The organism is Dictyobacter kobayashii, assembly GCF_003967555.1.
GTDB classification, from domain to species: domain Bacteria; phylum Chloroflexota; class Ktedonobacteria; order Ktedonobacterales; family Ktedonobacteraceae; genus Dictyobacter; species Dictyobacter kobayashii.
This window is the reverse complement of the sequence record NZ_BIFS01000002.1, coordinates 1,771,200-1,784,184: the sequence shown is the minus strand read 5'-3', so window position 1 is coordinate 1,784,184 and position 12,985 is coordinate 1,771,200. Positions and strand designations below refer to the sequence as shown.

At 46.9% G+C, this 12,985-nt stretch carries 10 protein-coding genes, 1 tRNA gene and 1 pseudogene; 6 read left to right on the top strand and 6 right to left on the bottom strand.

Translation table 11 applies throughout. The features are described 5' to 3' along the window. Positions 1-327 precede the first annotated feature (327 nt). Positions 328-1,296, bottom strand: coding sequence for a helix-turn-helix transcriptional regulator (locus EL645_RS34225; protein ID WP_126556926.1), 969 nt, complete (start codon positions 1,294-1,296; stop codon positions 328-330). Positions 1,297-2,017: 721 nt separating this feature from the next. Here EL645_RS34225 and EL645_RS34220 point away from each other — a divergent pair. Beyond that, positions 2,018-2,812, top strand: a pseudogene (locus EL645_RS34220) (M20 family metallopeptidase); the annotation flags it as partial. A 62-nt stretch (positions 2,813-2,874) separates the two neighbouring features. Further along, positions 2,875-3,021, top strand: coding sequence for a hypothetical protein (locus EL645_RS46020; RefSeq protein WP_126557768.1), 147 nt, complete (start codon positions 2,875-2,877; stop codon positions 3,019-3,021). A gap of 62 nt (positions 3,022-3,083) precedes the next feature. Here EL645_RS46020 and EL645_RS34210 read toward each other — a convergent pair. Then, positions 3,084-3,158, bottom strand: a tRNA-Asn gene (locus EL645_RS34210). Between the two features lie 286 nt (positions 3,159-3,444). On the opposite strand from EL645_RS34210, the gene pulA reads away from it, so the two are divergent. Further along, positions 3,445-5,916 (top strand): type I pullulanase, encoded by a 2,472-nt coding sequence (pulA, locus tag EL645_RS34205; RefSeq protein WP_218032185.1) that lies wholly within the window; start codon positions 3,445-3,447, stop codon positions 5,914-5,916. Positions 5,917-5,992: 76 nt separating this feature from the next. Here the strand turns inward: pulA and EL645_RS34200 are convergent, their stop codons facing one another. Further along, positions 5,993-6,751, bottom strand: coding sequence for a tetratricopeptide repeat protein (locus EL645_RS34200; RefSeq protein ID WP_126556924.1), 759 nt, complete (start codon positions 6,749-6,751; stop codon positions 5,993-5,995). 537 nt (positions 6,752-7,288) lie between these two features. On the opposite strand from EL645_RS34200, the gene EL645_RS34195 reads away from it, so the two are divergent. Continuing rightward, a complete protein-coding gene (locus tag EL645_RS34195; RefSeq protein WP_126556923.1) occupies positions 7,289-8,098 on the top strand; it encodes a phosphatase PAP2 family protein in 810 nt (269 codons plus the stop codon). 368 nt (positions 8,099-8,466) lie between these two features. Here the strand turns inward: EL645_RS34195 and EL645_RS34190 are convergent, their stop codons facing one another. Genes EL645_RS34190 through EL645_RS34185 form a run of 3 tightly spaced genes read right to left on the bottom strand, consistent with a single transcriptional unit; the run spans position 8,467 to position 11,301 of the window. After that, on the bottom strand, positions 8,467-10,281 hold the full coding sequence (locus EL645_RS34190; protein ID WP_218032184.1) for a peptidase domain-containing ABC transporter: 1,815 nt from the start codon (positions 10,279-10,281) through the stop codon (positions 8,467-8,469). Then, positions 10,256-10,735 carry a cysteine peptidase family C39 domain-containing protein gene (locus tag EL645_RS41770; protein WP_218032183.1) on the bottom strand — a complete coding sequence of 160 codons (480 nt, stop codon included), beginning with the start codon at positions 10,733-10,735 and terminating at the stop codon, positions 10,256-10,258. Before EL645_RS41770 ends, EL645_RS34190 begins: the two co-directional genes overlap by 26 nt. Further along, positions 10,702-11,301, bottom strand: coding sequence for a hypothetical protein (locus tag EL645_RS34185; RefSeq protein WP_136625344.1), 600 nt, complete (start codon positions 11,299-11,301; stop codon positions 10,702-10,704). The genes EL645_RS41770 and EL645_RS34185 overlap by 34 nt, the downstream gene beginning before the upstream one ends. A gap of 526 nt (positions 11,302-11,827) precedes the next feature. Between EL645_RS34185 and EL645_RS40115 the strand changes: the two genes are divergently transcribed. Further along, positions 11,828-12,067, top strand: coding sequence for a hypothetical protein (locus EL645_RS40115; RefSeq protein WP_126556921.1), 240 nt, complete (start codon positions 11,828-11,830; stop codon positions 12,065-12,067). A gap of 348 nt (positions 12,068-12,415) precedes the next feature. Beyond that, a complete protein-coding gene (locus EL645_RS34175; RefSeq protein ID WP_218032182.1) occupies positions 12,416-12,796 on the top strand; it encodes a mersacidin/lichenicidin family type 2 lantibiotic in 381 nt (126 codons plus the stop codon). Positions 12,797-12,985 lie beyond the last annotated feature (189 nt).

Sequence of the window (12,985 nt, the reverse complement as noted above, 5' to 3'; positions counted from 1 at the left end):
GAGTACGAATATGCAGTGTTTTCATTTGAGTATCGATACTGGCCTCTTTAGATATAAGAAGTTACAGTTGTATTGACCAAATTTTAGCATGCTGGCAATTGTATATACAGTGTACAGTGTTCGTTCTTAACTCGCTGGATATCTTTACTGTTTCTGTAATGTCGACGATTTCATTTTTTTCTGATACGAATATGCAGTGTTTTCATTTGAGTATCGATACTGGCCTCTTTAGATATAAGAAGTTACAGTTGTATTGACAAATTTTAGCATGCTGGCAATTGTATGAGGTGGTCGGCTGGAAGATGGTATACTTCTTTTATTTGATTATCAGACAGAATTTTTCCCACTATAATGCTCCAGCACACAAGCAGCCAGTTGGGTAATCTCTGCCCGTAATTCGGCTGGCTCTAACACTTCTACCTGGTCACCAAAGCTCATGATATAGGCACATGCCTCATAGGGTGTATCGAAGCCCAATTGGAAGGTGATCCAGCCCGTGCTCGCGTTAACATCGATCTGCTCAATGCGAAATAACCTGCTCGATCCATAAATACGTGCTACAGCGTCCGGGGCCGCTTGTATAGTAGCCAGGTACCAGCGTAAAGAAGAGGTGAAATCTCTGGAGGACTGTGCCCAGTAAGCGGCCAGGTCAAAATCAAGCGGGCGCACGTAGCTATCTTCCAGCATACGAGCGCTCTGGATACGTGAGACGCGATAACTGCGCAGTTGCCCTTCAACAGCAGCTACCAGGTACCAGGTACTGCCTTTAGCTACCAGGCCCAGAGGATCAACCACGCGCTCTACCAGCGTCTCTCCGCGTAAATAAGTGAAACATATTTTGCGCTCCTGCCAGATAGCTTGCTGCAAGGTAGGAAGTGCAGGAATAGCCTCCTCGCGATTATGCCAGCCAGATGTATCGATATGGATACGCTGGCTTACATATTCAGCGTCCTGTCGGCGAACAGCGGGCAAGGCAGCCAGCAATTTAAGCAAGGCCGCCTCAGATGCCTTATGCAGACCAAGGTCACTTAATACATGCGAAGGTCTAGCCAGAAAAAGGGTCTGGATCTCATGCTCATTCAAACCAGTCAGATTGGTACGATACTCTTCAATTAAGCTCCAGCCACCGCCGGTACCACGCTCGGCGACCACTGGTATACCCGCGCAACTTAAAGCCTCCATATCGCGATGAATGGTACGTTCAGAGACCTCCAGGCGTTGCGCCAGTTCACGCGCAGTCATACGCCGATGCACCTGCAAGAGCAACATAATAGAAAGCAAACGATCTGCACGCATCCCTCTTCTCCTCCCTGGGCAAGCATAATATTATATCTATTTCTCTCAGCATGTATCCGCCTCCCATTAGCATGGGAAGTGTGTCGCCCGTGTGCGGGCGGCCGCTGGCGCGCCCGCACGTTTTTTTTTAAGTGGTGCAAAATTGCGCCGGGCGCAATTTTGCACCACTTAAGATGACTTCTTAAGCACCAAAGGTGCGAAAGCTCATATAGATTTTTGCCTGGGTGGTGTAAACAGTGCGCCGGGCGCACTGTTTACACCACCCAGGCAAAAAGGTTCGGGCGCGGCAGCGCACATCCGTACGAGAACGACACACTTCCCATGATAGTGGGAGCAAGATACTCTGTCATAAATGTAACACACCAATATGACAATAGGTGTCATATTGATGATGAATAGCCTGTCCCCAGGCTGATCGTTTCAGTTCGCAGGTATATACCTATGTGTTACTATTACAAGGGACGTGGTCCGTAAATTGTTAAAAGGACGGAAGACATACGTGAGTAATAACGACATTCAAAGCAGCGAGTTATGGGAAGTTTCTCGTCAGTTGATTAGTTTTGACACGGTCAGCGCACATAGTAACCTGGAAGCAGTCCATTACCTGGAAAACTATTTAAAAGAGATTGGCTTTACAGTTAAAGTTATTATAGATGACATTGATGGAGTCAAAAAGGCTTCAGTCCTGGCGTGGTTCGGACCCAGCGAGCCTGGCGGGTTAATGATCTCGGGACATATTGATGTTGTCCCATTCGATGGCCAGCCTGGCTGGAAAACAGATCCACTGGTGATGCAGACGGATGGCCAGCGTATCTATGGGCGGGGCACGGCCGACATGAAGATCTTTATGGCCCAGGCCCTGGTGGCTGCCAAACAGGTCCTGCAGCAATCACAGGACTTTAAACGTCCCTTGCTATTTATTTTTACCTATGATGAAGAGGTGGCGGGTCAGGGCTCGGGCAGGCTGGTAAAAATTCTGCCGCAGTTTTTTAAGGAAACCATTCCGATGCCAGAGGTAGCGCTGATCGGAGAGCCAACCGATTTTGAAATTTATCCAGCCCATAAAGGATATGCGACCTTTGATCTGGTGGTACGTGGGAAAGGCGGCCATAGTAGCGTGCCTAAGAAGGGCTTGAATGCCATCGAAAAAATGGGTGATGTGATCCGTATTATTTCGGAGATCGATGCCCAGCTAGAGCAACGCATCACGCAAGAAAATATCATGCTCTTCCCCGAATGCCCTCCCTCAGCCTTTAACTACGGTATCATCAATGGTGGCCTGGCTGGCAATATGATCGCCGATACCTGTCGTATGAAGATGAGCTTGCGTGTCTCTCCTGGCGAGACCTCAGAGGAAATTATCGGTACGCTAAAGGAGCGCATCGAGCGTGAAGTTGCCAGCAAGATGCGTGCATTCTCACCTGATTGTGATGTGACCATTGAGAATCTGCATGCGACCCCGCCGATGAAATCACCAATGCATACCCCTCTCAGTAGCTTACTCGGCCGCGTCTTTGATAAAGCCGTTGAACATGGGCTCCCTATGGGACAGATGCCGGCCAATTTCAGCAGCTCGGCATTAACTCTTATATCTGCGGCCCAGGCGCGCTGGAACAGGCCCATCAACCAAATGAGAGCATTCCGGTGGAACATTTTTTGAGCGGCCAGCAGAAAGTAGAACAGATCATCAATGCCTGGTGTATCCAGGATGAGGGCGCGCGCTAAGCGTGCCCGGCTGGCAAGAGACAAAATAAGAGGACCACTGAAAGTAGTGGTCCTCTTATTGTTGGCTCCTCGAATAGGATTCGAACCTATAACCAATCGGTTAACAGCCGATTGCTCTACCATTGAGCTATCGAGGAATATTGCGCTCTTTGAACGTAAATATAATAAACCACGACCAGCGATTTGTCAATACCTGGTGAGATCTTTTTTTACTCTAGTTATCTCGCATTTTTATGCATGAGTATACTCATTAATAGAAGAGGCAAAAAAGGCCATACGGATCGTTCTCTTAGCAGAAGATAACTATGGGGCGGATACACATCCGTACCGGCTGGAAATCGGTGACTATGAGCGATGTAAAAGTAGAGGTATAATCAAGCTTGTACAGGATACTTGTCTAAACTCAGGAAAAGAGATACCACATTGAAGACCTCAGATGAAACCCTGGCATCAATAACTAATGCCTTTTTAGATGGCGATACAACTGTGTTAGCCGCGCTTTCAGTCGGGATTACTCTTCCATATGCAATCCAGGATGTGACTGTTACCGATGTCACTACAGGACAACGCATTGGCGTCACAGCGATTAAAAATGCTCATACCTTTCATGCTACGATAGTAGGAGATCTACAGCATTTATTGGGCGCCCCCAACGATTGGAATACTGACGACGATCATACACGCTTGCAGGAAATAAATCCTAATCTCTATCAATATACAGCCTTATTGCCAGCCGGAACCTATCATTATAAGATCGCCTTTAACAATGGCTGGAGCGATGTCATCCCTTATGAAAATATTACCTTGACGGTTCCAAAAGATAATACCGAGGTTACGTTCTCTTATGTGCCCTATGACAATATCACGCAGCATGCTGAGATATACGACACCATTAATAATCCTAATGTCGCCTTGCCAACCGTGAATGATACCGCTACGAATTTAATTGCCATCACCCTGGATAGCATACCAGATGTCTCTCATACTCTGGAGCTGCAATTGAGTGGCTATGCGGAAACACCGATCGTGCCTCGCTCGATTCTGGATGCAGAGCGCTTTTTCTATGCGGGAGATGATCTGGGTTATATATTGACACCACAGTCCACCGGCTTCCGCCTCTGGGCTCCGACCGCCGCTGATGTTCAGTTGCTCCTTTTTGAGAGTGAGACAGGTGGTATCAGCCAGCAAGTAGCCATGCATCAAGCAGAAAACGGCACCTGGCAAGTCAGTGTAGAGCAATCCCTGGAAAACTGGTACTATCTCTACCTGGTAACAGTGCAAGGAAAAACGCAGACCGCGCTGGACCCCTATGCGCGCGCCCTGGCGGTCAATGCGACTCGGGCCATGATTGTAGATCTGGCAAAAACACAGCCAACCAATTGGGAGTCGGATAGCTATCAGAAATTAGCCAATCCAGTCGATGCCGTCATTTATGAGGTGCATGTCCGGGACTTCTCGATTAACCTTAACTCTGGCATGAAACATAAAGGAAAGTTCCTGGCCTTTACCGAACATAATACCAGCAGCCCCGATCAAATATCGACCGGTATGGAGAGCTTACAAGAGCTGGGCGTTACCCATATCCAGGTACTGCCTGCCTACGAGTTTGCCAGTGTTGATGAGCAAAAACCCGATCAGTATAATTGGGGCTATGATCCTCGCAACTACAATGTGCCTGAGGGAGCCTACGCCACCACGCCTCATGGTCCAGCCAGAATCAGTGAGTTCAAGCAGATGATTCAAAGTGTGCATCACAATCAGATCGGCGTGGTTATGGATGTGGTTTATAACCATACCTTCTCGACTGGCGATTCCGACTTCGATAAGATCGTGCCCCAATACTATTATCGCACTGATGCACTGGGACACTACACTAATGGATCGGGCTGTGGTAATGAAGTCGCCAGCGAACGCCCAATGGTGCAAAAGTTTATTCGCGACTCGCTTGTTTATTGGGTCAAAGAATATCATGTCGATGGATTCCGCTTTGATCTGATGGCTCTGCTGGGTGTGGATACCATGCAAAAAATTGAAAAAGATCTGCATGCGATCCATCCCGGGCTCTTGATCTATGGAGAACCCTGGATTGGAGGCTCTTCAGCCCTATCTAGCCAGCAGTTGTTCACCAAGGGACAACAGTGCAATCGCAACCTTGGAGTCTTCAATGATCATATGCGCAATGCCTTGATTGGAAATGTTTTCGCGCATGATATGCAGGGCTTTGCGACCGGCGCTAGCGATCAAGTTGATGAGATTAAACAAGCTGTAACGGGAAGTGTCCATGATTTCACAGCTGCCCCGAGCGAGACAATCAATTATGCTTCTAGCCATGACAACCTGACCCTGTGGGATAAAATCAGCGCCAGCAATGCTCAAGTCAGCGAAGCCGAGCGCATCAAAATGGATAAGTTGGTACAGGCGATCCTGATGACCTCCCAGGGTGTACCATTTTTTCAAGGTGGTGAAGAGTTTTTGCGCACAAAAGAGGGCAACGATAATAGCTACAATGCAGGTGATGCCGTCAACCAGTTCGATTGGTCCCGTAAGGCCAAATATAAGGATGTGTTTGAATACTACGCAGGACTGATCAAGTTACGCAAGAATCATCCAGCATTCCGCATGACAACAACTGCTGCCATTGATAGTCATCTGTCCTTCCTGGATGGTCCAGCGAATACAGTTATGTTCCAGCTTGGACCGCACGCTAATCAAGACAGTTGGCAGCATATCCTGGTCATTTATAATCCTACCAATGCCGCAGTCTCGTTCTCATTGCCTGAGGGCATCTGGAATCTGGCCGTCTCAGAGGATCAAATTAGCGAGCAAGGTCTACAACAAATGACCGGGCAGATTGAAGTTCCTGGTATCGCTTGCCTGGTCCTGTATCAAAACTAGCAATAACGCCACGCCTGCCCGGCATTGAAGGGATTGGATCAAGCAGCTTGAACCATTTGATCCAATCCCTTCAATCCTATAGATAATTCTTCAGCTTTTCTAGCGCGGGATCAAGTTCGAGAGCCCGTTGATAATCTTCTGCTGCCTGCTCTTGTTGTCCTAAAGATTTATATACGGCCCCTCGCTCATAGTAAGCAACAGCCAGTTGAGGCTGCAAATGGATGACCTGGCTATAATCTGCCAATGCCTGTTCGTATAACTGCAAAGAAAGATAGTCATGGCCACGATTCATATATGCTTGCGCAAAGGCAGGTTCCCGCTCTAAGGCCTGACTATAATCCGTGATAGCTTTTTCTGGCTCTTTAAAAACCACGCTATACAAAATTCCACGGCAATAGTAGGGTTCAGCCAGCGTAGGGGCTACCTGCATAGCTGTGGTATAGTCGGCCAGCGCCTGCTCATATTGCTCAAGCATCTTGTACGCAACGCCTCGGCTACAATAAAAATGCGCCCGCTGCGGATCTAACTTCAATGCGTGCGTGTAATCCGCGACCACATTGGCATGCTCATCAAGTTTACGATAAGCTTCAGCTCGCTGTCGATATAAATCGATCAGTTTATCTTGCTCTTCTGGACGCTGCATATATATCTCTATCGCAGAAGTGAATTCATCAATAGCGTCACGATAGACATGCAAGTAATAATAGAGAGCGCCTTGCATACTGTGCACGATAGCACTATCAGTATCTTCTTTTACCCCTGGCATAGCAATATCCATCATAGTACCATCGTTCAATGATGAAAGATAGTATGAGTCATCCTCACGATAGACCATGATGCAAAACCTTTCTTTTTCTTACATTCAATGTACAGTGAAATGTTCGATGACATCCATCCATTAGATCAAAGAGATAAGCTGTTCTTTATGGCAATGGAAAAACACGTACAATATACTTTAATCTATGGTGAGTCAGAAACAAAAGAAATATGCATTTATCACCCAAAAGAACCATAGCATTTGCGGGCTCTCCGTCCTTCTCTCGGAAGGATGGAGAAACTCAGATATACATACTGGAGCCTCTCTATTTAAACAATATAGCTTGAATCACTTTTTATAACACATTTCTGTGATCTTACACAAATAAGTATTTTCTAACTCCACATCCACATCATACAATCTCTGGCAACACAATTCCATTTTCTATATCCTCATTTTTTACATAAAATTCCTGTATTAAACTGTCAAAATATCCATGAAGGCCGCAAAAAAAACATTATTTTCTGCTACGATAAGCGTTTTTTGCATCTCACTCAATCGGACAGACGTGTACAACAATAATTAACATCATTTTGAGAAATATGGAGGAACCATATGCCCGATGCGATCAACACGGTCGGACAAACAGGGACCGACCCCCATCTTGCAGAAAGGACGGCTAGCGGCGAGGATCGGCATGATACCCATATTCGGCGTATCATTGAAAGAATCCTTTGGATTATTGGCCTATGTGTCCTGCTATCGGCTGCCTATTATCTGCATTTGCATAAGGGACCATTACCGGGAGAAGTAGCCTTCTCACGTGCGGTTCAGTCTATTCATTATTGGCCCTGGATGCTTTCATTATTGACTTTCTTCAGTACGGCCAATGATATTCCACCTTCAATCGTTGAGACTACAGTTGTATTCATCTTCTTTTTAGCTATTCGCTGGTGGAAGGACGCCTTTTTCTTTCTATTGACTATTGGCGTTGGCAACAGTATCAACATCTTAATCGCCGACCTGGTAGTACGGCCGCGCCCAAGCCCCAAGCTGATTCACGTCTATACACCCCTGACATATAATAGTTTCCCATCCGGCCATACCGAGCATGACGTCGTCTTCTATGGCTCGCTCTTATACATTACTTTCACCAAACAGGTGCGTGAATGGCGTTATCACTGGATCTTGTTACCATTCCAGATTTTCGCCGCCATGGCCATTCTAGGCATTGGCTACTCACGCGTACTGGAAGGCGAACACTGGCTCAGCGACGTACTTGGTGGCTACCTCTCAGGAACCTTATGGCTATTCTTATTGATCTTTTTATATCGCTGGGTCACTAACCTACAATACAAACACCGCCTGAAAAAAGAACAGGCCTCAAACAACCAGCCCGCCAAGCAGAACACACAACATGTTTGATTAGAATTTAAGAATGTGCCTTACTCCCATTATCATGGGAAGCGTGCCGTCCTTGTACGGACGTGCGCTGGCGCGCCCGCGCTTTTTTTCTGATGTAGTGCAAAAATTGCGCAAAGCGCAATTTTTGCACTACATCAGAAAACTTCTTGAGCGCCTTTTAAGGGGCTGGTTGCACTCTTGCCCCATCCCTTAATTTGAGGGGCTGGTTGCACTCTTGCCTCATCCCTTAATTTGAGGGGCTGGTTGCACTCTTGCCTCATCCCTTAATTTGAGGGGCTGGTTGAACGGGCGCCGGGCGCCCGTTCAACCAGCCTTTTAAATTCTTCAGATCGGGCGCGCATGCGCACGTACCCAACAAAAAAGAAAAATCAAAACTTCCGCAAAAGAGGACGCGGCGACTTCTTCTCCATCTGCTGCTTAATAAGATTGGTATAAAAACCATTTTTCAACAACAAATCCTGATGCGAACCACTCTCCACAATAGTCCCCTGATCCATCACCAGGATCAGATCAGCGTTGCGAATTGTGCTCAGGCGATGCGCAATAATAATCTGGGTACAGGGCAATGCCTCCAGATTCTGGGCCACCATCTGTTCGGTCACCACATCCAGATTACTGGTCGCTTCATCCAACAAAAGGATGGCTGGATTGTGAGCAATAGCGCGCGCCAGAGAGAGGCGCTGACGCTGGCCGCCCGATAAGGCGCTTCCGCCCTCAGCGACAGGAGTTTCATAGCCCAGTGGCATCCTGACGATATCATCATGGATAGAGGCCATCTGTGCGGCGCGCACCGCATAGTCCTTGTCCATGTGTGGATTGTTAAACAGAATATTTTCCATGACGGTCCCGCTAAAGATGGCCGATTCTTGCAGGACCACCCCAAATTGCCTTCGTACTTCCTGATATTGCAATGCCTGCAATGGAATCCCATCATAATAAATCTGACCCTCGCCTGGAATATACAGACCCAGCAGGAGTTTTCCCAGCGTGCTTTTGCCTGATCCGGTACGCCCGACAATAGCGACTTTCTGACCTGCCTCAATCTGGAGGTTAATGTTGTGCAGTACCCGAGGAGTCTCAGGAGAATAGCGAAAGCCAACGTTCTCCAGTCGAATATAGCCAGCCAGTTTAGGAGGCGATTTCACAATCTGAGCATGTTGTTCTGGCTCAGCAGTCATGATGTCACCCAGGCGTTCAAGGTGCGCCTGTACGATTTGCAGCTGCTGCCCACTACTTACCAGGGATGACAGAGGCGAGAGGAACGAGGTCGCCAGCGAGCTTAAGGCTAACATGGTACCCACAGAGAGCGTCCCATTGAGCACCTGGGTAGCTCCAACCCAGAGGAGGGCCATGGGGGCAAAGCCTCGTAAGAGCAGTAATATAGTACTGGCAATAGTTGATATATAGCTTCTACGGGTAGAGATATTTAGTTGATCAAAGAATAAATTGGTCCAGCGATCATGGGCACTATATTCGGCGCCGGCCGCTTTCAAGGTGGCAATACCCGCCAGGGCCTCAGCCATATAGCCCTGTGATTTGCCCTGTGCAGTCAGTTCCTGGGCCGCCAGGCTGGCAATTGTACGGTAAACGCACAAAATCAGGATCACTTGTAGGAATCCGATGACAAGCGCCAACAAGCCAAAGGTAGGTGCCTCTAATAGCAGAATAGCCAGGTAGAGAATAACCATACTCCCATCCAGAAAGGTTGAGATCACCTGACCACTAAGCGTATCCCGAATTATGGTATTACTGCCCATACGCGTCAGCAGGTCTCCAGTGGAACGCTGCTGGAAAAAACTATAAGGTAGAAGTAATAAGTGTTCAAAAAAACTAAGCATCATGTGTGTATCAATACGGGCCCGCACATAAATGAGTAACCACTCTCTTAGCAGCGTAATGAAACCCTGCGAGAAGAGCATCATAAGCATGCCAGCACCTAACAACGTCATGGCGCTGGTGAGATGAAAAGGGATAATTTTATCAATTACCGTTTGCGTTAAAATGGGGGGAATCAGACCAATAGCCTGCAGCAAGATAGAGGCCAGGATAACCTGCACCAGCGCCCTGGAGCCTGCTGGATAGCCTGAATTGCATACATTTTTAAAGAAAGCGATGAGGTAATTTTGCGGCGATGAAAATTCATGCCAGGCTCCAGCATCAACACGATACCGGTAAAGCCCCATTGAATTCCTCTGCGGTCATCTGCCTGCGACCATTGGCAGGATCAACCACCGTCACCTGCTCAGGAGTCCAACGCTCCACAATAATGAAGTGGTTAAACTCCCAATGTATAATAGCAGGCAGGGCAACATCTTTAAAATCGTTCTTTTGTAACGCGAGCGCCCGCGAGATCATACCCATGTTGCGGGCCGCTTTGACCAGGCTTAGCGCCGAGACACCATCTCGGCTGGCACCATAGCTTGTACGTAACTCAGAAATGGTCGTCTGGCGACCATGATAACTCAGAACCATAGCCAGACAGGCCAGACCACACTCAACCTCGCTCATCTGTAACATAACAGGAACGCGCTTCTTCAATATTTTATTGACAATCGAGCGTCTTGAATATGCAGCTTCTTTTTTTTCTTTTCCCCCTTCTTTGGCTAGAACCTGTGTCTTTTGTTCGCTGGCATCCATAATCTACCCCCCACAATATTACCCAGACCCGGCAACATCGAAATGATACGTTGCGACCCTGTCTGCACATTGGCCACGATCATACTGCCTGCATAGGTGGCAGTTGGAATATTTTTTAGTTGTATCAGCACCACAATCGATGGCTGAGTGACAACCTGCGCTACAAATCCATAGCGTTGATAAATCGTATTTGGACTGACAACCGCAGGCTCAATCTTGATGATTTGGCTGGCAAGCTCTTCTTTAGATGCACCAATATGCACCACTGCCCGCTGACCTACCTTGACCTTTGAAAATTGACCGGCCGCAAAAAAAAGCGCAGCCACCGTATCGTGTTGATCAGCTGCGGCCGTGCTATGCTGGTCCAGGATAATTCCTGGCGCGCTCGCATAGATAGGGATCTGATCGCTCCAGGCAATACCACCCACCAGCAGGGCCAACCCGAACAAGCCCCATAATAAGAACGTTACCGGAAAAGCCATAAAACGAGGTAGGGTTGTTTTGTCTTTCCTCCTCTTATAATGCTTTATGGCCTCATCCCTGAAGATTTGCGAAGATGTCGACATATCTACAATCCACCACTATTCCATACTCTATAAACTAGCCGCTCTATATAGTATAAGCGTTCATACAAATAACGCTTGTATAACAATTATAGTTACTATTTAGTAAATTTTGTTCATTTTACGGATTTCAGCGATATTCATAAAATAAAATATAACTGAACATAAATAAGTTCATATTAGCAGTCGAAACTGTCTTAGCAATAAATAATGCTCGTAATAAGTATTAAAATCTTCTTCATTATGACTAGACATAATATTACATACAAACAACATTGTTAATTTTCTTTAAATTTTAGCTTTGTTTTCTCTGTATGCTTGTTTTATGGATTTTTATAATGCATTTAGGTACCGAGATCGCGAATTAGAAAACGGAGTTCAATACGAGAAGCAGTATTTAGCGATAAAGAAACTCTTATTAAAGTAATCGCGAATCGCTAGTTTGGCTTCAAGTATCTCTTAGTAAATTTTGTACGGTACCGATAAATTCAGTCTTTGCAACATGCAGAGAGAAAGGATACAACACATCATGAACACAGAAAACACAACAAACGCGATAGAGTTGAATGACTCTGATCTGGAAAATGTTAACGGAGCCTTCTTCGGACCAGACTTCCATCATTTCCATCATGGCTATGGCTATGGCTATGGCGGCTTTGAGGGCGGCTTTGGTTATGGCTATCCATTCATTGGCGAGGGCTGCGGCTACGGCTACCCATTCGTTGGTGGCTACGGCTACCCATTCGTCGGTGGCTGCGAGGTCTGCTAATAACGGAATCTTTTACTTCTCGATTGCTTGCTTAAGCTCTGGCGGTGCCGGTGCGAACCTGAGAAGCAATTAAATAATTGCTTCTCAGGAAACACAAATGTATCAAACAGTGGTCTTAAGAAGAGAAGAGATACTCTGTTTTAGACACAGCAAGGTTATCATCATTCGGTGATAACGAACACAGTGGTAGTGGTTGCTACCAATAATCGTTATTCACTCATTCTGCCAACAAAATGCAATGTGTGAGTTGCACCTTTATAGCTTGCAAGTGCCCGTCATCATTTTAAAGGCTACGCAAGCAAGATACCTGTAAACAAGAATTTTTAGAACGGAAGGACACAACATATTATGAATATCGACATTGCACGCGCCTGGAAAGATGCCCAGTATCGGGGAACCCTCACCAGCGAGGAGCTCGCTCAGCTTCCTGAGAATCCTGTTGGTGCCCTGGAATTAACAGATAATGACCTGGCCAGCGTAACTGGTGCTTTCAGCATCGGTGGTAATGTTTCTAGCAGTTGTGGCATCAATGTGAACCTCGGCAGTTGCTGCACAAGCGGCAGTGGCACCAGCACTGGCAGCGTCGGCTACCCTCAGCCAAGCGCTCCTTCAACTGGCTATCAGGGAGGCAGCTGGCATCTCTCATATGTCTATGATAGTGGCGCATCTACCCCATATTCAGGCGCAAGCTGCTGTGACACAGGATACGTCTCCTGCAGCGTTTGCTAGCCATTAATTGACACGTCTTACTGCCTACTTACGAACAGCCAGGCAGTAAAGCAAAACAAATACAGTTTTGCAAGGTCAACATTTTGATCAGGTGTCGCACTGCACTCTGTGGTGGTGCGGCACCCACCAGCTATTTGCCAGGAACCGACTCCAATTAAAAACTCTATATCCATAGAGTTACACCTATGC